The sequence below is a fragment of the Paenibacillus paludis genome (assembly GCF_042610515.1).
In the GTDB taxonomy this organism is placed as follows: domain Bacteria; phylum Bacillota; class Bacilli; order Paenibacillales; family Paenibacillaceae; genus Paenibacillus_AQ.
The window spans coordinates 108,799-129,579 of the sequence record NZ_JBGJZP010000018.1 but is presented as its reverse complement, the minus strand read 5'-3'; the positions used below and the strand labels follow the sequence as shown (position 1 = coordinate 129,579).

The 20,781-nt window shown below is 55.0% G+C and carries 16 protein-coding genes and 1 riboswitch; of the genes, 1 reads left to right on the top strand and 15 read right to left on the bottom strand.

The window, feature by feature from the left end; genetic code table 11:
• Positions 1-75: 75 nt before the first annotated feature.
• From wsfD to ACAN56_RS26905, 10 genes are all read right to left on the bottom strand, one after another.
• On the bottom strand, positions 76-1,509 hold the full coding sequence (wsfD, locus tag ACAN56_RS26950) for a glycan biosynthesis hexose transferase WsfD (RefSeq protein ID WP_379146653.1): 1,434 nt from the start codon (positions 1,507-1,509) through the stop codon (positions 76-78).
• A 9-nt stretch (positions 1,510-1,518) separates the two neighbouring features.
• Positions 1,519-3,417 (bottom strand): LTA synthase family protein, encoded by a 1,899-nt coding sequence (locus ACAN56_RS26945; protein ID WP_379146651.1) that lies wholly within the window; start codon positions 3,415-3,417, stop codon positions 1,519-1,521.
• Between the two features lie 164 nt (positions 3,418-3,581).
• On the bottom strand, positions 3,582-4,763 hold the full coding sequence (locus ACAN56_RS26940) for a hypothetical protein (protein WP_379146648.1): 1,182 nt from the start codon (positions 4,761-4,763) through the stop codon (positions 3,582-3,584).
• Positions 4,763-5,344: an RNA polymerase sigma factor gene (locus ACAN56_RS26935; RefSeq protein ID WP_379146646.1), complete on the bottom strand. Its 582-nt coding sequence runs from the start codon at positions 5,342-5,344 to the stop codon at positions 4,763-4,765. Before ACAN56_RS26935 ends, ACAN56_RS26940 begins: the two co-directional genes overlap by 1 nt.
• A 199-nt stretch (positions 5,345-5,543) precedes the next feature.
• Positions 5,544-6,881, bottom strand: a complete 1,338-nt coding sequence (locus tag ACAN56_RS26930) for a 5'-deoxyadenosine deaminase (RefSeq protein ID WP_038596015.1) — start codon at positions 6,879-6,881, stop codon at positions 5,544-5,546.
• A gap of 64 nt (positions 6,882-6,945) precedes the next feature.
• A riboswitch (purine riboswitch) is annotated at positions 6,946-7,044 on the bottom strand.
• A gap of 169 nt (positions 7,045-7,213) precedes the next feature.
• The gene (locus ACAN56_RS26925; protein WP_038596017.1) at positions 7,214-7,753 is read right to left on the bottom strand and encodes a GNAT family N-acetyltransferase; all 540 of its coding nucleotides are present in this window, start codon (positions 7,751-7,753) and stop codon (positions 7,214-7,216) included.
• Positions 7,754-7,959: 206 nt separating this feature from the next.
• Positions 7,960-8,400 carry a hypothetical protein gene (locus ACAN56_RS26920; RefSeq protein WP_038596019.1) on the bottom strand — a complete coding sequence of 147 codons (441 nt, stop codon included), beginning with the start codon at positions 8,398-8,400 and terminating at the stop codon, positions 7,960-7,962.
• A gap of 4 nt (positions 8,401-8,404) precedes the next feature.
• Positions 8,405-8,707: a hypothetical protein gene (locus tag ACAN56_RS26915; protein WP_379146643.1), complete on the bottom strand. Its 303-nt coding sequence runs from the start codon at positions 8,705-8,707 to the stop codon at positions 8,405-8,407.
• On the bottom strand, positions 8,704-9,051 hold the full coding sequence (locus ACAN56_RS26910) for an alpha-helical endospore appendage domain-containing protein (RefSeq protein ID WP_076110805.1): 348 nt from the start codon (positions 9,049-9,051) through the stop codon (positions 8,704-8,706). The genes ACAN56_RS26915 and ACAN56_RS26910 overlap by 4 nt, the downstream gene beginning before the upstream one ends.
• Positions 9,052-9,076: 25 nt before the next feature.
• Positions 9,077-9,364: a hypothetical protein gene (locus tag ACAN56_RS26905; protein ID WP_038596026.1), complete on the bottom strand. Its 288-nt coding sequence runs from the start codon at positions 9,362-9,364 to the stop codon at positions 9,077-9,079.
• Between the two features lie 217 nt (positions 9,365-9,581).
• Between ACAN56_RS26905 and ACAN56_RS26900 the strand changes: the two genes are divergently transcribed.
• Positions 9,582-10,112 (top strand): GNAT family N-acetyltransferase, encoded by a 531-nt coding sequence (locus ACAN56_RS26900; RefSeq protein WP_379146641.1) that lies wholly within the window; start codon positions 9,582-9,584, stop codon positions 10,110-10,112.
• Positions 10,113-10,159: 47 nt separating this feature from the next.
• On the opposite strand, the gene ACAN56_RS26895 is transcribed toward ACAN56_RS26900, so the two are convergent.
• From ACAN56_RS26895 to ACAN56_RS26875, 5 genes are all read right to left on the bottom strand, one after another.
• Positions 10,160-10,891: a sugar phosphate nucleotidyltransferase gene (locus tag ACAN56_RS26895; protein ID WP_038596028.1), complete on the bottom strand. Its 732-nt coding sequence runs from the start codon at positions 10,889-10,891 to the stop codon at positions 10,160-10,162.
• Positions 10,892-10,938: 47 nt separating this feature from the next.
• Positions 10,939-11,676 (bottom strand): glycosyltransferase family 2 protein, encoded by a 738-nt coding sequence (locus tag ACAN56_RS26890; protein WP_379146638.1) that lies wholly within the window; start codon positions 11,674-11,676, stop codon positions 10,939-10,941.
• Complete coding sequence (locus ACAN56_RS26885) at positions 11,673-12,695, bottom strand: glycosyltransferase family 2 protein (protein WP_379146635.1); 1,023 nt, start codon at positions 12,693-12,695, stop codon at positions 11,673-11,675. The genes ACAN56_RS26890 and ACAN56_RS26885 overlap by 4 nt, the downstream gene beginning before the upstream one ends.
• A complete protein-coding gene (locus ACAN56_RS26880) occupies positions 12,695-13,543 on the bottom strand; it encodes a glycosyltransferase family 2 protein (protein WP_038596032.1) in 849 nt (282 codons plus the stop codon). The genes ACAN56_RS26885 and ACAN56_RS26880 overlap by 1 nt, the downstream gene beginning before the upstream one ends.
• 309 nt (positions 13,544-13,852) lie before the next feature.
• Complete coding sequence (locus tag ACAN56_RS26875) at positions 13,853-20,554, bottom strand: WIAG-tail domain (protein WP_379146633.1); 6,702 nt, start codon at positions 20,552-20,554, stop codon at positions 13,853-13,855.
• Between the last annotated feature and the right edge of the window lie 227 nt (positions 20,555-20,781).

The window sequence follows — 20,781 nt, the reverse complement described above, 5'->3', positions numbered from 1 at the left end:
CAAACACATTGTATTCCATAATCAGTTAAGGGTCAATTCCTCTGCAGAAGGCCAAGTTGGGTAAGTTTTCAGCGCCTAACGTTTTTGGCCTGCAAAGTATTTTCCTGCGCCTGCGAGCTTATGCACCACCCAGCCCAGCATAGCTACGGCCATCATATCAAAGCACACATTGAACAGGAATAAATGCTTGCCGATATCCGCACGACCGTCGCCCAGGATCGGTACCAGAAAGGAGAACAACCCGATCAGGCCCAGCAGCATCATCAGCTCACCGGCTATCCGTCCGCGTAATTCGCGGGTACGGAAATATTCGAACAGCACTCCGCCGTAATACACCAGATAGAACAAAACGAGGAAACCGAGGGTATGCGGAATATGGTTGTTTTTAAACTGACTCCAAGCGCTGTAAGTATAGGCGAGTGCACCTGCCGGCTTATTCTCGCTCTTCTCATAGCTCCCTAGATAATAAGGGCGGATAGACATGCTGTTCTCAGCAGCGTATTTCATATTGTCTATCAAGCGGGAAGGATGTTTTAAATAGAAGAACAACACGTCCTTATGGGACATCCGGTCATAGAAATCCGGCGTCAGTGAAGGATCATCCTGCTTGATGGCTGTATCTCCCTGAAAATAATTCGTACCCGCCAGCACCTCCAGCCGCTCCGGCAGCCCCAGATCGCGCAAATCCCCCCGCACATCGGGCGACTCATTCAGAATCCCGAAAAATACCGTTTGATAGAGATTGATATGCTTCAGTTCCTTGGGTGCCCCGACATACATAATGACTGACACAAGAAATACCGCTACCGCAAACCACCGGGCCAGCTTTTTCCAGCTGCCTGATCCCTTGAGTGCGGCCATCCGCAGGAAGATCAGCGCAAATGCTATACCCACCGGCGCGTTTTGGATTTTGGAGCAGATCAGGAACAGCACGGCAATAAAGAACACCGTCAGCCCTTTGGGGGTAGGCTGTTCCTGCCCGGCAAGTCTCAGACCCAGCGCAAATGTAAGCAGCATAAACACCATCGACACGGGTTCGCCGAACAGCGAATTGAAATAAGCCAAATACCCGATGTCATAAAAAACAAACAGCATTCCCGCACCCAGCACCAGTCCCGTAATGTAGGAACGGCCTGTGCCCAGCTTAACAATCAGCCAGGTGGCTGCCAGCAGCAGGAGGGCATAAACGGCACCCAGCAGGCGAATATCGAAATAGCTGCCGTGGAAAAGGCCGGAAATGAGCCTTGGCACCAGCACCAGAAAAATTTGCGACGAAGGATAAAACCCCCGAAACAGATTATCATAAGAAAATCTGGAATGGCTGAAGCTGAAAAAGCGGTCAGCATAATCTTCCACAGCCTCATAGTAATTCAAGCCGATCGTATTCATCATACGCAGAAAGTCGCCATTGTCGGCAACTCCGACGAACGGCTTCAGGAACAGCAGATAAATAATCAGCCCGCCCCCGGCAAGAGCCGCCAGTACCTCTGCCTTCAATAGTCTTTTCATAGTCTCCCCCTAGCGCTGCGGAAGCAGCTTCACATATTCATCAGACAGGCCCATCAGCTTCAGAATATAGTCATAGTCTTGTTTGTATGAACTGAAATCCTTCACAGGCTCCAGCGTATCCAGCGAAACGGCTTCACCGTCTTCGAAGCCTTTACCCGGCACGAACATAATTTCATCATTAAAAAAGGAACCCGTAGGGAGATAGTAACGCATGCCCACTACATTGTGGTCAACATTAAGCAGATCCTGCCCGAACGCCGTATAACCTTCTTCTTTCAGCGGAATCCCCAGCAAATTGGCCAGAGTCGGAACGAAATCCATTTGGCCTCCGGTCCGGTCCACGACCCGCCCCTGCTCCATGCCCGGAACATGAATAATAAGCGGGATGTTGAATCGGCTGACCCGCGAATCATATTTCGTTCCCAGCGCAGCTTCCACCTGCTCCGGCGGCACATCCTTAGGCTGCAGTCCAAAGTGATCGCCGTACAGCATCAGCACGGTGTTCTCCCACAGCCCGCTTTGCTTCAGTCCTTCAATCAGCGTCCCGATGGCATAGTCAGTGTAATTGATTGCCGTTAAATAATCGCCCAGCATGGTATCCTGCAAATCCTCCGGCAGCGTTATTCTTTTGGCAGCATCAGGGATCTTGAACGGGTGGTGGCTGGAGGCGGTTACCAGTTGAGCATAAAAGGGTGTTCCTTTCTGCTGCAGCTTCGCCAGCTCATCAACCGCTGTAATATACAGCTGCTCATCGGAAGCGCCGAAAGCATTGAAATGATCATTGGTATAATGGCCCTTATCATAATAGCCGTTAAAGCCCAGCGCCGGATACAGCTGATTGCGGTTCCAGAACCCCACCTTGTTCACATGAAAGGTGTAAGCTTCGTAGCCTTTATCCCGCAAAAGACGGGGCAGACTCGGCAGCTCCCGGTCTCCGAAGCCCGTTGACATCGCCAGCGTGCCTATCGGATAGATCGAGGTATTGCTCATAAATTCAGCGTCCGAGGTATTGCCCGGACCAATCTGCTGATAGACATGCGGAAAATAAAAGCCCTCTCCCGCTAAGCGGTTCAGCACCGGCGTTAATTCCTGACCGTCCAGCGACTGATGCAGCGGAAAATTCTGAAAGGCTTCCATCTGGATGACAATTACATTTTCCCCCTTTTGCGAGCCGAACAAATCCGGCACCGTCCCCGGGGCCTTATCACTGTATGGATAAGAAGATTGAAGTTCCGTTACTTTGGCAATGGTATCCTTGATATCTCCGGTTCCAATCAGGCCATTATCCTCCTGGGCTTTGATCGCAGCCACCACTTCGTAATTCAGAAATCCGGCGCTCTCCGCCTGAACCAGCTCGTTGGTAATTCCCTTTGCCGCATGTACGGAGTAGACCGACAGCGAAGCACCGCCTATAATGGCGGCAAGAATGACGATCAGTTGGGCTCTCCGCCCACGGGGAGACCGCCAGCTCCGCACCGGATAAGCTGTACCTCTCCGCCATCTGCGAATCAAGGCGTACAGAATCATGATCACAATATCGGCAAAAAACAGGTAATCAATGTACTCGATTGTCGATTCCACGCTCTCTTTTACCGCAAAAACCTGATTTAGCTCATAGAAAGCCAAATAGGTCGGAACCGACCCGAAATGGTTAAAATAGACACTGGACGCAAACAGCAGCAGCGACAATATTCCGTTAAAGCTCCAGTAGACCGCCGTCTTCATCCGTCCCGGTACAATCAGCGCCAGAATCCCCATAATCAGCAGAACCGGAGCAATATCCGCCGCAATCCATTCCCAGGAAATCCGGTCGAAAAAATTTATTCTCAGCAGCAGCAGCTTCAGCCAGATCAATCCGGCCACAATAAAGAAATGGGCATGCACCAGCCCAATTTTGTTCTCGCTCATTAGTTCTCCTTATTCACCCGTAATCTCTTTTGTAAATTCCACTCTTATTTTCAGTAAAATATCAGATTTCTCTAGTATAGCAATACTTGTTATGTATATCAAAGAGGGATGCGGCCTCATGCAGGCACACATCCCTCTTCATAATATATTGAATTCCACCCTTATTAAGGATTCATCTCCCGCTTCACCTTAAAGCTGTGCATGACACCCGCAACATTATAGGAGGCCTCGATTGCCGGTGCCGTTCCCCCGCTCTCAAAGGTAATGATCCCTGGCCTCGATTGATTCTTAACCAGCGTGTAGTCCTCCAGCCGAATACCGAATATTCCATCTGCAATAGCCGCAGCCGCACTCTGCAGCTTGGAATTCTCCATGTCCAGCAGCTTCCGGTCCTGTTCGGCGAGCTTCTTGAGATCAGATGACTTGGCTATGAACAAGGATGAATCAGAGACTTCCACGACTTCTTGCGTAGCATCATTGAAAGTTATAACAAATGAGGGAAAAGATACATCCGGGCCATAAAATAAAGTGATTTCATCGTCCACTCCCTCTCCGGTGTAACGGGAAGCCTTACTCAGCTTATCCGTGCCGCCGCTTCTAAACAAACCAAGCGCATGCAGCCCGGCCTGTTTCATTTTATCCGCGATCTCATTCTGGCCTACCGCAAAGTAAGCCCGGTCATATTTCCCGTTCACATAACCAATCTGTGCCTCTTCCGAGAACAGGTTCTCGCTCACCTGCGCAGCCTGATTAGGGACACGCCCGTAATCCACAAACCGTGTCAACCCATCCGCTTTGAACTCGCCCTTATAACCCAGTTCCCGCAGTTTCTCCTTGGCCTTGCCCAGCATATCGTCATCAATTTCTTCAGCAGCAAATATAGCGCTCATACTGTACATCATCACTTGCCCTGTCTCCGTGCTGACCCAGATATTGGCGTAATAGTCGCCGTCCTTAAAAATAATGCGGACCTGATCTGCTCCTACCTGCGGCTCTATGCTCTCGAAGGGCAGCTTCTTGCCAAGCTGCTCCTGCATCGTCTTCTCTGCCGTCTTGATCATCCCGGCCTCCGTAACGTCAGCGGTTTCTTCATGCTGATAGGAAGGACCGGCGGTGTTTCCTTCGCCAAAAGGTCCGGTTCCCAGGTAAAACACCCCTGCTCCCACAAGCAGCAGGACTCCGGCAGCGGCTATGCCCGCACGGAATTTAAATCCTTTCCGTTCCTGGTGCGGCTCGCCTTCCTTCACCCGGCGCATAACCTTATCGGCATGCACCTCCGTAAATTTCGCCTCTTCGAATGGCCCTTTTCTAGCCCGTTCATACCACTCAGGCTCCCGTTCCCGCATCACTCCAACCCCCTTATACTTTCCTGGACTTTACGCCGCGCACGGTGCAGTCTGGATTTGACGGTTCCCGGAGATAACCGGGTCAGCTCGGCAATTTCTTTTACCGACAGCTCCGCTCTTAAATCGAGCACCAGCACTTCACGGAATTTATCCGGCAGCTTCATAATAATGCTCCAAATGTCGTCGATATGGCGGTTGCCGAGATACTCCATCTCCGCCGAACGGGTAATGCCGGTCTGTTCCAGCACGAACCCTTCATTGCCGGAGCCGGAAGGACTCAGGGTTTGAACTCCGCCCCACAGGCCTGATCGGAAGAAACGTGATTTGCGGTAGGAAAACACCGTATTACGCGCAATCGTGAGCAGCCACGCCTTCAGTGAGGAAGTTCCCCGGTAGGTCCCGATCCGGTAATAGCATTTGACGAATACCTCCTGCGCCAGATCATCCGCCTGTTCGGAATTGCCGGTGAGATAATAGATATAATGCCAAATATCCTCGCCATACAGGCTCATGATTCGCCTCAGCTGTTCTTCATCCATTGTTTCTGCAGCTTTAAGATTATCGAGTTCCAATATATTCACCTCACTACATATGACCTCACTGCCAGCTAACGGGTTCCCGTTTGGCAAAATTTCTTTATGGATACAGCAAAAAAAACGGAAGGCCGCAGCCTCCCGCCAAATGATAGGGTTGATCAAACATTGAAATAAGTGCCGATTCTCAAATTATTGAACATTCTTCCATAAATTATAACGTTTGCCGATTCAAACGGTCAATGCTTCAGCCCAGCGGAGAGTGCGCCAGCAGTCTTTGAATAGAACGGTTGGCCTCATGCAGCACAACCTCCTTATCTACCGTCTTCAACAGGCCATGATCCATCACGATTTCACCGTCGATGATTGTCGTCTCCACATCTGCCCGGGTGGCGGAATAGACAATACGGGAAATCGGATCTACATCAAAGGAGGGGAAGGTATGAAAGTTGTAGAGGTTGAGAATCGCCAGATCGGCTTTTTTGCCTACCTCGATGCTGCCGATCTTGTCTTCCATGCCTACCGCCTTGGCCCCGCCGATGGTCGCCATCCGGAAGACACTTCTTGCATCCATCGTGGTCGGCCCATGCTGCGGTTTCTGGATGATCGCGGCAAGCCGCATCTCATTGAACATATCCAGGTTATTGTTGCAGGGCGCACCGTCCGCACCTAGACTGAGATGGATGTGGGTCTCCAGCATCCCCGGTGTATCGGCGATCCCGGAAGCCAGCTTCAGATTGGAGCCCGGACAGTGGCTGACATGCACCCCGCGGTCCCGCAGAATCTTTTTCTCCTCGTCATCCAGCCATACACAATGCGCGAGAATCAAGCGATCATTCGCCAGCCCCAAATGATCGAGGTAGACGACATTGCGCATGCCGGTCATCGCCTGGACAATCTCGATCTCCCCCAAATTCTCTGAAGCATGGGTATGCACCTTAACTCCATAGCGCGCCGACAGATCCCGCACTTCCTTCAGCAGCGGCTCCGTGCAGGAGATGACAAAACGCGGCGAGAAGGCGTACTGGATCCGGCCCCCGCCATAGCCATGCCATTTCTCCAGCAAATCCACGCTCTCCTGAAGAGAAGCAGCCGTCTCCTCCTGCAGGGCTGCCGGAACCTCGTCATTCTTCTGATCCATCATCACCTTGCCGGACAGGGCGCGTATGCCGCTCTTGGCTATGGCCTGGAAAGCATAATCCGTATGGTTCACCGTCTCCATATCCACAATAGTCGTTGTGCCGCTGGAAATCAGCTCCCCTATGCCCAGCATGGCGGAGTAATAGAGTGATTCCTCATCATGCGCCGCTTCCAGCGGCCAGATCCGCTTGCGCAGCCAATCCATCAGTTCCAGATCATCGGCTTTGCCGCGGAAGAGCGTCTGGCATAGATGAATATGCGTCTGTACAAAACCGGGAATGACCGTACGGTTCTTCGCGTCAATGACCCGTTCTCCGTCCTGCGGCTGCAGCCCGCTGCCGATTTCCACAATCAGGCTGTCCTTAATGCGGATATCCCCGTAAAGAATCTCCTCCTGCTTGTTCATCGTAATAATCTCCGCATGTTTGATCAGTATGTTCGCCATGGTCCGATTCCCCCTTGTCAGATAATAGTTAGCTGCTGCAGATAACACAAAAAGGCCACAAAAATATGCCGCAGCATATTTTCGTAGCCAGAAATTTACGGTTCCCGGTAGAGACCCTTAAACCAATTATTAAGGATATACGAAAGAAAAGACTATTCAATTGCTTTCTGAATAGTCCCATCATAAAGTAAGGATAAGTTTGTTGTCAACTAAAGTTACATATAAATGCGGAAATTCTTAAAAAAATGATGAAAATATCCTTAAAAAGTCAGTGAAACCCTCTTTAACGTTAACTAACATTACATAAAATACGTTTTTGCAGGAAATGTTCCTTAAGCTTGTCCGTCCAGTTTCGCCGCGCCTTCCAGCACCTTCTCGAATACCGGGAAATTCGCTGTGCGGCCGGGGAACGAGACTTCACCCCTGCGCTCATAGCCAAGTCTGGGATATAAGCTAAGCGCTATGGTATTCTTCATATATGTATCCAGCCGGATGCTGCTGTATCCGCAGTTCACAGCATGCTCCTCGGCAAAAGCGGTCAGCTTCCGCGCGATGCCCTTGCCCTGCACCTCCGGATGAACAGCCAGGCGATGCATGATTAAATGCCGTCCCTGCTCCTGCGACCAGCGAATCTCCCCGTACTGCTCCGCCTGATTCTCATCCAATACAATAATACCCGCAATGGCTTCATTGTCGATATAGACATACAGTGTGCCGCGCTCGATATCGAGACCGATAACTTCCCGGTTAGGGTAGCTCTCATTCCATTGGTCGCTACCGCCGGCCTGCATAACCTGTACACATTTGGCAATCAGCTCCATAATTTCCCCGACTTCTTCTCTCAGCGCCTTCCGAATCTTATTACCGCTCATGTGTATCCTCCACTTTCTATCGACATTTGAATCCGGCAAGGATTCTGTAAAGAAGTCTACCATAACCGGAAGTACAATCAATAGACCAGAGCTTTCCAACTGCTCCAGAGCGGGCGGATCAGAGGGAAGCGGCCTATAGAGGAGTAGCGGCGGTTTAACCTTCACCAGCCCTCTAATTGGCCCCTTACCCTTTGGCCTTGGATGTCTCAGCCCAGCTCCAGCTTATGCCCGTCCTCGAAGCCCTTGGCGAAACCGGCGTCGAACCCCACGTTGTATGCTTCGGTGTAGCCCTGCTGAAAGGCGTCTCCCGGCGGCGTTTCCGGAGGGACGCCAAGATCCGGGGGGAGCTGCACTACCTGAGGCGCCGGAGGAGCTTCAACCACTGGGACCACCTGCACGGGTACCATATGCACTGGCGGCTGCACTACCGGCTGAACTATCGGCTGCACAGACGGCTGCACTACCTGGATTTTCTGCACAATCCGGCGGCGTTGTCTTCTCTTCTTGCGCACCAACAGACCTTTTGGGGCTCTGCCATAACGAACTCTGCGGCTGCGGCCTCTGCCGATCCTGGCCTTCCGGGATAGCAACAATGTTCGTCTGCGGGTTCCCCTGCCTGAACGCTTGATAGCTTTCTTCCTCTTCATTCTTCTACTCCTCCTGTACTCCATGCACTCTTGAGATTCCTCCTGCACATGTCTTGCTCAGCCATGGTGCAGCAGGAATCCCCCGTTTGGGCTGATGCAGCGAAATGCCGGACATCATCCGGCACATGGCGCTTTGGTACTGGCTTAGGATTCTGATATTGTCGCTTAGCTTGCGGGCTGTCAGCTCCGATTGCCCCGTTATTTCGGCGATGCTCTCCAAGATCGCGGCGAGTGCGGCCTGGCTGCGGGCAATGGAGCGGATCATCTCCAGCTTGACGGCGTGTTCGGAGAGAAGCCCGCCGCTCATTTGTCGTCGTCCCCGAAATTAAAGCCTTCACCGGACATGCCGCCAAAGCCTTCGCCGCCGCCGCCTTCTTCCTCACCGCTGCCCAGCACTGCCTTTAAATTGCTGTACAGCCCATTCTCCAATTTCGTCAGCCCTTCCACCATTTCCACGATCACTTCATGAATGGAGAGGGATTGCTTCAACTGCTCTTCATGGGTATCGAACGCTCTAGCGTGGATATGATGCTGCGTCCACTGCTTCACCTTTTCCGCTTCCACCGCTTTGGCTTCAAGAATCATCGCGATGTTCCACTGGATAGTAGCGGTCGACTCCAGCATTTGCAGATAAGCCTTTTCTCTGCTCATCTTCCGCCTCCTGCTCTTTTAATCGCTACTCTTCTTCCTGACCGTTTAATTCCTTGATGACTCTGCCTACCCCTTCAGCCATCGCTTCTTCCAGATCGGCTATCGCGTTCAAGTAAGCAATAATATTCTTGTTAACCTGACCGTGGCTTTCTACCAGCCCGCTGAATCCGCCAAAATCAGGCTCCGCATCCGGCAGATCATGGACTATTTGCGACATACGGACGGCAACGTGGCGTTCGGCGTCAAGAATCCGCGCCATCTGTTCGTGCGTATGGGCCATGTGCTGCAGCACTTTTGTTATTTTATTCTGCACCTTCATGTCTCCTTTGCTCAAACGCCCTGCTACAGCATATGCGGTAAGCGCCTTGACGGTGCGGAGAAACGGTGTAACTTTGAGGAGGCCTGAAGACTTTTGCTGAGAATAGGCGGGGATTGACAGCTGCGGAAAGTCAGATTATTCTGAGGATGAAATTGAATTTTTTACCATACATAGATTGGGAATCAGTTCCTGACCGGATTGGAGGTAATGTATGAAACTGGCAGGCAACCGTCTGGATTTGCAGCCTTTAACCGCAGCGGAGCTCTCGCTCGCCACAGAGAATTATGCCGGGCTGAAGCAGGCTCTTGGCCTGAACGCTGGCGGCGCCTCCTTGGACGAGGAAATGCAGTATGCTATGCGGATCAGACATTCCAGAGTGCAGCAGGATGAGGAAAATCACCTCTGGCTGACCAACTGGGCCATTATTCAGCGCAGGCACCAGCAGATTATCGGGTATATCATCCTGAAAGGCTGTCCGAATGAACAAGGCGAGGTCATTATAGGCTACTGCATTGACGAATGGCATTGGGGAAAAGGCTATGCAACAGAGGCTGTGCGGACTATCAGCGAATGGATCTTCAGCGATCCCAGGGCGCAATGGATTATTGCTGATACGGAAAAGGATAATTGGGCTTCTCACAAAGTCCTGGAGCATCTGGGCGCACATATGTACCGTGACACGGGCGATTTGTTCTGGTGGAGAATTGCGCGGCCGGCTAATACTGTATCTTCCATTTCATAATCTGCAGCCAAACCTTCATTTCTTGTACAATGAAAAACACGCCGCCCTTAAGGCAGCGTGTCTTTCAGCTTCTCACCCGCTTCACGCAGTGACTGGAATGTTCCCGCATCACTCCACCATTCCTTAAGCACATCATAGCTGAGCATGCGGTCGGCAGCGTAAATGTTGTTCACATCGGTAATTTCCAGCTCCCCCCTTTGGGAAGGGGACACGCGGCGGATAATATCGAACACGGCCTCATCGTACATATAAATGCCGGTTACACAATAGTTAGTCTTCGGGATCTCCGGCTTCTCTTCGATGTACGCAATCAATGTTGAATCCTCGCCGTCAAATACCGGAACGCCGTATCTACGCGCATCCTCCACCGGCTTCAGCAGCACTTTCGCCGTGCCTTCGGGCTGCTGAAGATAGCTCTGCACGTAAGGCGTCAGATCATCCATAAAAAGATTGTCACCCAGCAGCACGATAAACCTTTCGCCCGGAAGAATAAACCCCTCCGCCAGCTCCAGCGCTTCCGCGATACCTCCTGCGGCTTCCTGAATTTTGTAAGTCAGAGATACGCCAAATTCCGCACCGCTGCCCAAAAAATCGGTATACTGCCCCGCAGACTGCTTGCTGATGACCAGGAGAATATCGGTTATACCCCCCCGGCGCAACCGGTCTATACCGTAACACACCATAGGATATTTGCCGACCGGAAGCAAATGTTTGTTCATAAGCCGGGTCAGCGGATAGAGTCTTGTTCCTTTTCCGCCCGCCAATATGACTCCTTTCACTTACTTTCCTCCTCTTTATCTGTGTCTTTAGTCTTCGGGTCAACATTTCAGAAGAACTGTGCCGGATCCATATGCCATTTATCTATAAAAATCCTGCGGTTTCGCTCCACAAGCTCCTTAAGTGCAGAGGAGTATACCTCCTTGAAGCTCGCGCTTCCTTCATGATGCACCAGGCAATCCCCGGCAATCAGCAGCCGGTAGCCACGCAGCCGGGCGCGGAAGCAGTAATCATCATCCTCATAATGTCCAGGTGAATACCGTTCATCCAGCAGTCCCACAGTGTCCATCAGCTCTCGTTTGAACAAAAAGCATAAGCCCACCAACCGTCTCGTCTCTATCCATTTCGAGGGATCTTGGAGGTTGGCCTGCCGGGCCTCCGCATGAAAACCCGGTATATCACTGTATGCAGTCTTGACCTGCTGCTGGCCGCTGGCATAGTTGGTCACGGGACCGGCAATACCAACATCCGATGCGCTGTATAGCGCTGCCTTAAGGTTCCGTAGCCAGCCCTGCGAGACGACAACATCATTATTCAGCAGCAGCAGCTCATCGCCTGAAGCGAGTTGCATCCCCATATTGCAGGCAACGGGAAATCCGCGGTTCTCAGGCAGGGAGATAAAGGTTAGATTATTGGTCCGGCAGTACGTGTCGGTACCATCCTTCGAAGCGTTGTCGATCACAATGATTTCATACGGCGTTTCGGTATAGGCCCGGATGGCTTCCACACAGGTCCGCAGCAGTTCAAGTCCGTTATATGTCGGAATAATGATACTGGTCATTGTCATAACCGGTTCCTCCAGGCAGCCATTTGCCGGCGCTGCTCCTGCAGGCGCTCACCGGAGAGCACTCCGCTCGCTTCCCTGTGCGCAATAACCGCCTGCAGCGCTTCCGCATGATCGCCGATAATCAGCTGTTCCACCGCGTTGCCGGCTCCCGTATTCCCTTGGCGCAGCCGGTTATGCTTGATGACATTAACCGTTCCGGCCTTCTCCACCCGCAGCCGATTCAGAATGGAGAGGGCTTGCGCTTTCGGGGGAACCATCAGTTCACGGTAACCGATGGTTTCCAGTGCACGGCGGGACAAGGCATGGGGAACAGCGGTCATGGAGCTCACCCCGAGATCACTCCGGCCTAGAACCCCGTTTAAATACAGCTTGCAGCGGGTAACATCATCACTTGCGCCAAATGGCGGCAGCAGGCCATCCAGATCATTAAGCGCAACATCAATTCCGCTGTCTACAGCTGCTGCAAAAAGGGCCAGCTGCCGGGCCGGAATGCTCATGTCTCCATCCAGAAAGAGCAGAATATTCCCCCGGCTGAGCTTGGCGCCAAGCGCACGCCCCACATCATGACCGGCCGATTCGGGGCAATGCACGACCGTTGCCCGTGTGCACATTCTGGATTGCTGAAAGCTGTTGTCGCTGCAGCCGTTCAGCACCACGATGATCTCCGCCGGCTCCAGAAGCTCCACCTGCTCCAGGAGACCGGGCAAGGTACGCGCCTCATCTCTTGCCGAGATGATGACGGACAGCAGGCCGCGCAATTTCGGAAGCATCCGCTGCGGTTTCCCGGCAGCGGATGCTTCTGCCGCCGTGCGCCGGACAGCAGAGCCGCGGGCTGCGGATAATCCCGCTCCCGTAAGCCGTTCAGAGGAGCCGCCAGCCCCGAATGAACCTGCTCCTTTTTTATTAGATGCAGACTTCCTGATGCCCGGAATACCTGCTCCGCTCCGGCGGGGAGAAGTGCCGGCGGAAAACGTTCTTCTCCGTTTCGAACGTAATACGGCCTTATAGCCAGTAGCCATTACCTCACCATCTCCCTTCGCCGGGTGCCGTCGCTGAATCCCGCCCTCTCCCCCTTGAGCTCGAGCAGCATAGACACAGCATCGAGGTGATCCCTGAGAATAATCTCCTGCAAGGGGTCCCTTCCGCCGCGCTTGCGGCGGACAGCATTCAGTTTGCCAACAGGCACTTTATGCACTTCCCTTACACTCAAGCCTTCCAGCAATGCGCGGGCATAAGCCAGCGGCGGCCTTGACAATAGACCGCTCCCCAGCACATTAAGCGCCTTGCGGCTGAGCGCATGGGGAACCGCCGTCAGTGAATACCCCTTCAGGTCGGAACGTCCGAGCATAATGTTCAGTGCATACTTGGAGAGCACCACAGGATGCGGAACCCTGCTGCGGACCGGCCCGGAATAATCATTAAGCGCTACATCCGTCCCGCCGCGGATTGCACTTACGAATGGACGCAGCTGCGCGGCGGGAATGACAAGATCCCCATCTGTAAACAGCAGGACCTCCCCTTTGGCCGCATCCGCTCCGACACTTCGGCCAACATCGTGTCCAAGCGGCTGCTCGAAAGAGATGACATGGGCACCCATAGATTTCGCTATTTCCGCCGTTTTATCGGCAGAGCCATTAACAATCACAATAACCTCACAGCGCGGATGAACACCCCTGGCTCCGGCAATCACACTGGCAATCGTCCTGGCCTCATTCATAGCCGGAATAATAACAGACACGTAAGGCTCGGGATGATTCTGTGCAGGACGTACAGCTACGGGCCGCACTGGCCGGGAGTTCCGCCGCGCAGGTCGAGCTGCCCGCCGCCCCGTGCGGCGGGCAGCTGTTCGTTTATGCTTCAAGCTCATCCACCTTCCTTGCAGGGCATACTGCCGGGCTTAGGGTTACATCACAGTCTATGTAATCCGCTTCTCCGGGTAACGGCGGGTGTCTCCCTTCACACACAAATTTGGACAGATGTCATCCATCCCGCATTCAACCGACTTTTTCGGGCGATAAACACAAGTAGAAACGGCTTCGCCGTCCTTAAAAGGACGGTGTCCGTTTCAGCGAGAAATAGAAGGATAATTTATAGCGTGAAGCATATAAATGCTTATATTTGAACAAGAGCGCAGCCGGCGGCTGCGCTCTTATCCGCTTTTTCAGCGGCTCTGTATTTAATCGAATACCCGGTTCTCTGGCGGCTTTGCCGGAGGCGAGCCGAGTGCAATCCAGGATAACACTCCATAGAAATGCTGGGTTTCACGCAGGCGGTTCACCAGGATTACAGCCTCTCCGCCGGCTCTCGTTTTAAGCGAGGCGTGAAAGAACGGCTGGTTCGTCATGGCCACAAGCACATAGCCGGTATGGCCAAAGCTTTCGTCGAAGGAGACAGTGACCTCCACACTCTCTGCATCGCCGTTGAACATGAACGCCGTCATTCCGAACTGCTGCAGCACCTCCCGGTTTCCGGCGCTCTGCACCGGACTGAAGGAGAGATGCTCCGCCCCCACCGCGCCGCGGGCCAGATGGTCACCGGATACCGCGCCGGGAGCAATATGGTAGCCCTGCACACTTTCTTCCTCCAGATGGCGGGATTGAACGGCGAAGGAAGCAATTTTGGTTGCATCCACCGCTTCATCCTGGAGTCCGTCAGTTCCAACCGCACTCTCTGCGAGCTGCTCGGCACCAACACTGCCGGAAGCCAGTTTCGCTCCGGTAATGCTGCCGTCAGGGAGCAGGTCTGCGCTGCGGACCTCTGGGGCCAGATGCTCCAGCTTGATGGTCTCGGGAAGCAGGTGACGCTCCTCCAATACTCCGTCTGCGAGATGTTCACCGTACACGCTCTCCTGCTGGAGATGCTGTGAACCTACCGCTCCAGCCGCCAGCTTCGCGGAGCTGACGCTGCCGTCCGGCAGCAGCTCTGCGCTGCGGACCTCTGGGGCGAGATGCTCTAGCTTTATGATCTCAGGAAGCAGGTGGCGTTCCTCCACTACTCCGTCTGCAAGATGTTCACCATACACGCTTTCCTGCTGGAGATGCTGCGAACCTACCGTTCCGGCTGCCAGCTTCGCGGAGCTGACGCTGCCGTCCGGCAGCAGATCGGAGGTCAGGGTCTCCTTCGCAAGATGCTTCAGCGTAATGCTTCCGGACTGGATGTGCCGGCCGTCCACGGCTTCGACCGCAAGATGTCCGCCGTATACACTGCCCGGAGCCAGCTGGAAGGAGCTGACGGAGCCTTGCGCCAGCTTCTTCCCGCCGATGCTGCCGTCAGGGAGCAGGTCTGCGCTGCGGGCCTCTGCGGACAGATGCTCCAGCTTGATAATCCCGGGATTCAGGTGGCGTTCCTCCACCACTCCATCCGCGAGATGTCCTCCGTTCACACTCTCCTGCTGGAGATGCGGCGAACCTACTGCTCCGGCAGCCAGCTTCGCGGAGCCGATGCTGCCGTCAGGGAGCAGGTCTGCGCTGCGGACCTCTGCGGACAGATGCGCGAGCTTGATAATCTCGGGATTCAAGTGGCGTTCCTCCACCACTCCGTCCGCGAGATGTCCTCCGTTCACACTCTCCTGCTGGAGATGCGGCGTGCCTATCGCTCCGGCTGCGAGCTTCGCGGAGCCGATGCTGCCGTCAGGGAGCAGGTCTGCGCTGCGGACTTCTGCGGCCAGATGCTCCAGCTTGATAATCCCGGGATTCAAGTGGCGTTCCTCCACCACTCCGTCCGCGAGATGTTCTCCGTTCACACTCTCCTGCTGAAGATGCTGTGAACCTACCGTTCCGGCTGCCAGCTTCGCAGAGCCGATGCTGCCGTCAGGGAGCAGGTCTGCGCTACGGACTTCTGCAGACAGATGCTCCAGCTTGATAATCCCGGGATTCAAGTGGCGTTCCTCCACCACTCCGTCCGCGAGATGTTCTCCGTTCACACTCTCCTGCTGGAGATGCGGCGAACCTACCGTTCCGGCTGCCAGCTTCGCGGAGCCGACGCTGCCGTCAGGGAGCAGGTCTGCGCTGCGGACCTCTGCAGACAGATGCTCCAGCTTGATAATCCCGGGATTCAAGTGGCGTTCCTCCACCACTCCGTCCGCGAGATGTTCTCCGTTCACACTCTCCTGCTGAAGATGCTGTGAACCTACCGTTCCGGCTGCCAGCTTCGCAGAGCCGATGCTGCCGTCAGGGAGCAGGTCTGCGCTGCGGACCTCTGCAGACAGATGCTCCAGCTTGATAATCCCGGGATTCAAGTGGCGTTCCTCCACCACTCCGTCCGCGAGATGTTCTCCGTTCACACTCTCCTGCTGAAGATGCTGTGAACCTACCGTTCCGGCTGCCAGCTTCGCAGAGCCGATGCTGCCGTCAGGGAGCAGGTCTGCGCTACGGACTTCTGCAGACAGATGCTCCAGCTTGATAATCCCGGGATTCAAGTGGCGTTCCTCCACCACTCCGTCCGCGAGATGTTCTCCGTTCACACTCTCCTGCTGGAGATGCGGCGAACCTACCGTTCCGGCTGCCAGCTTCGCAGAGCCGATGCTGCCGTCAGGGAGCAGATCGGAGGTCAAGGACTCCTCCGCCAGATGCTTCAGTTTGATGCTGCCGGGGCGGATGTGCCGGCCGTCCACGGCTTCGACCGCAAGATGTCCGCCGTATACACTGCCCGGAGCCAGCTGGAAGGAGCCGATGGAGCCTTGCGCCAGCTTTTTCCCGCCAACGCTGCCGTCCGGCAGCAGATCTGCGCTGCGGACCTCTGCGGACAGATGATCAAGCTTGATGATCCCGGAATTCAAGTGGCGGTCCTCCACTATTCCGTTCGCGAGATGTTCTCCGTGCACGCTCTCCTGCTGGAGCTGCTGCGAACCTACCGCTCCTGCCGCCAGCTTCGCGGAGCCGATGCTGCCATCCTGCAGCAGATCGGAGGTCAGGGTGTCCTCCGCAAGATGCTTCAGCTTGATGCTGCCAGAGCGGATATGGCAGCTGTCCACGGCTTCCATGGCAAGATGCCCGCCATATACGCTGTCTGAAGCCAGCTGGAAGGAACCGATGGAGCCTTGTGCCAGCTTTTTCCCGCTGATGCTGCCGTCCGGCAGCAGATCTGCACTGCGGACCTCTGCGGCCAGATGCTCAAGCTTGATGATCTCGGGATTCAGGTGGCGCTGCTCCACCACTCCGTCCACGAGATGTTCTCCGTGCACGCTCTCCTGCTGGAGCTGCTGCGAACCTACCGCTCCTGCCGCCAGCTTTTCTCCACCGATGCTGCCGTCCGGCAGCAGATCTGCACTGCGGACCTCTGCGGCCAGATGCTCAAGCTTGATGATCTCGGGATTCAAGTGGCGTTCCTCCACGACTCTGTCCGCGAGATGTCTGCCATGAACACTCTCCTGCTGGAGATGCTGCGAACCCACCGCGCCCTTTGCCAGCTTCGCGGAGCTGACGCTGCCGCTCGGCAGCAGGTCGGAGGTCAGAGTCTCCTCCGCCAGATGCTTCAGCTTAATGCTGGCGGGGCGGATGTGCCGGCTGTCCACGGCATCAATCGCAAAATGTTCTCCATGCACGCTGCCCGGAGCCAGCTGGAAGGAACCGATGGAGTCTTCCGCCAGCTTCTCCCCGCCAATGCTGCCGTCCGGCAGCAGCTCTGCGCTGCGGACCTCTGCGGCCAGATGCTCCAGCTTGATGATCTCGGGGTTCAAGTGGCGCTGTTCCACTATTCCGTCGGCAAGATGTTCTCCATATACGCTATCCGGAGCCAGCTGGAAGGAGCCGATCGAGCCTTCTGCCAGCTTTTCTCCGCCGATGCTGCCATCAGGAAGCAGCTCTGCGCTGCGGACCTCTGCGGCCAGATGCTCCAGCTTGATGATCCCGGGATTCAAATGGCGCTCTTCCACCACTCCGTCCGCAAGATGTTCTCCGAATACACTCTCCTGCTGGAGATGCTTCGAACCTACCGCTCCGCCTTCCAGCTTCGCGGAACTGATGCTGCCGTCCGGCAGCAGCTCGGAGGTCAGGGTCTCCTCTGCAAGATGCTTCAGCTTGATGCTGTGAGGGCGGATGTGGCGGCTGTCCACGGCTTCGACCGCAAGATGTCCGCTATATACGCTGCTCGAAGCCAACTGGAAGGAGCCGATCGAACCTTCCGCCAGCTTTTTCCCGCCGATGCTGCCGTCAGGGAGCAGATCAGCGCTGCGGACCTCTGCCGTCAGATGCTCCAGCTTGATGATCCCGGGATTCAAGTGGCGCTCCTCCACCGCTCCGTCCGCGAGATGTTCTCCGTTCACACTTTCCGCCTGGAGATTCTCCGAACCTACCGCTCCGTCCGCCAGCTTCGCGGTGCTGACGCTGCCGTCCGGCAGCAGATCAGCGGTAAGGGTCTCCTCCGCCAGATGCTTCAGCTTGATGCTGTGAGGGCGGATGTGGCGGCTGTCCACGGCTTCGACCGCAAGATGTCCGCCATATACACTGCTCGGAGCCAATTGGAACGAACCGATCGAGCCTTCCGCCAGCTTTTCCCCGCCGATGCTGCCGTCCGGGAGCAGCTCTGCGCTGCGGACCTCTCCAGCCAGGTGATCCAGGGTGATTTCTCCCTGCTTGATATGACGGCCTTCCAGTGAATCCTCCGCCACATGACTGGTGCCAATACTGCCTGGAGACAGATGGAGGGAAGATACGGCACCTTCGGCCAGCTTGGAACTGCTAATGCTGCCATCCTGGATTTGAATCGATGAGATAGAGCTAGGAATAATGTGCCCGTTGCCAATAGACATCGGACGAATATGTGCGCCGCCGACACTTCCCGGGGCAAGATGTCTGCCTTGGACAGCCGTGTCGCTGATCGACGCGGGGCTAACCGACCCTGGTGTCAAATGCTCCGCAGCCACCGATAAGGCTGCCAGCTTGGCGGAAGTAACACTGCCATCAGCCAGCTTGGTGGAAGTGACCGCCAGATCACTGAGCTTATCCGTTGAGACACTCTCCGGTGATAGCTTCAATGAAGTAACCGCATGATCGGCCAGATGATGCGGCTGCACGGCACCTGCGGCGAGATGTACTTCCTTCACCGCGCCGGAGGCAAGCTTGTCGCCCGAGACCGAGCCGGACTGCAGAGCCGAATTCGTCACGCTGTTCTCACCAAGATGTCTGCGTTCTATGGCGCCCGGCGCCAGATGTTCAGAATCCACTACGGCATTCTGCAGTACACGGGCGCTGACACTGGCATCGGCCAGATTTTTTTCCTCCACCGTACAGAAGGCGATATGTTCACCACTCACGGCTTCACGGGCAATTGCGTTTCCGGTGACCGCACCTGCAGCCAGCTTGCCGGCATGAATGCCCCCGTCCGCCAGCTTGGCGGCGGTAATGCTCTTCGCGCGCAGATGCTCTCCGGCCACAGCTTCGCTTGCCAGCTGTTCTCCGGTAACCGCACCGGATGCGAGATGAGCCGTCAGCACCGACTGGCTCTGCAGCTGCTCCGATCCGACCGATTCCTTGGCCAAGTGGGACTGATCTATAGCTTCACGCTGCAGATGGAGCGAGGTCACAGCCTGCATGGCAAGCTGCGGTCCGCGTACTGCGGATTTGGCGATATGCCGTGTAGTGACCGCTTCATCCGCCAGTTTATTCGGCAGGATGCTCTGATCGGCGATTTTGGAGGAGGTGACCGCCTGCTCCACGAGCTGTACCGTCCCTACCGCACCTTCCGCCAGCTTCACAAAAGAAATGCTGCGGTCCGCCAAATGGCGGGCAGTGATTTCTCCGTCGCCGATATGGGTGCCATTTACGCTTTCCGGACTTAGATGCTGGCTGCGTACAGCCTTCTCCCCCAGCTGCCGCGTGCCTACTGCGGCATCCGCAAGATGTCCGCTGTCAATGCTGCCGGACTGGAGCTGCTCCTTGCCGATAAGACGGCCGGCAAGCTGCTCAGGCCCGATGGCTCCCGGCGCCAGATGTTTCGCCGTGATGACGCCTTCGCTCAGATGGCGGCCCTCAATCACGGCATCGCCCAGTTTGGCTCCGCTGATTTCGCCGTCGGCGATTTTATCGCCGGACACCGCCTCGTCAGCCAGTTTGGAACGGTCGATACTTCCGTTCGCCAAATGTCGGCTGACAATGGTGCTGCTTAGAATTTTTTCGCCGGTTATGGTTCCATCTTCCAGCAAGTCGGCAGTAATCAGCAGCTCGCTCAAATGACGGCTGGCAATGGACCGGTCGGCAATTTGTTCTCCCCCGATGATCCGGTCAGCCAGCTTCTCCGGGCCGATGCTTCCGTTCTTCAGCTTCTCGCCGCTGATCGAATGATCCAGCAGCTTGCCGCCGTTCACACTTCCTTCCGCCAGATGTTCGCCAGTTATCGATTCGGGGGCAATCTTCGAGGACGTTATCGCCTTGTCCGCGATATTGATGCTCTGCACCGCATAATCCTGCAGCCAGGGAGTACCGATAATCCCGAATTTCAGCTTAGAGCCGTCAATGGTGCGCGGAGCAATCTTCTGGCCGGTAACGGCCGCATCGCACAGATCATCGGTATATACTGGCTGCAGGCGCTCTTTTTCCAGAACAGGCAGAACGGGCTCGGGTGCGTGGACAACCACCTCCTCAATCTGGAGTGTTTCTTCTGCTGCCGGCACCTCCAGCAATTCTTTATCCGGGGCGGCAGGTACGGCAGGTACTGCAGGTACGGCAGGTTGTGCCGGCTCTGCAACAACTTCTACCGTGCCCACACCACTAACCTGCAGGGCCCGGTCTGGCGGATCCACCGTCTCGCTGACGGGTGCTTCAAATCCCCCTAGCACCCTTGGACTGCTTCCCAGCATACTCAGTTCTTTTTTATTGGGATTATCCACGTAGTAGAGTCGCTTCTTGGAACTGTGTTGTTGATTCCTTCTGGAGCTCTTCACAAGCAGTCTCCTCCTTCCATCTGTTGTTTCTTCTAGGCATCATATGCAGTCCAGTGGGCGGATGACACCATTTGCAGTAAGGCTGCCTATAATCAATCTGCAAGTAAAGCGGCTTCGTCTATCTTTTGAAAAAGGGCTTCTGCCGCCGCGCATTCGTCCACCCTGAAGGCCACGTACAAACATACAATGAGAACATAAGGGCTACAGCCGTAACTACAGAAGATAAC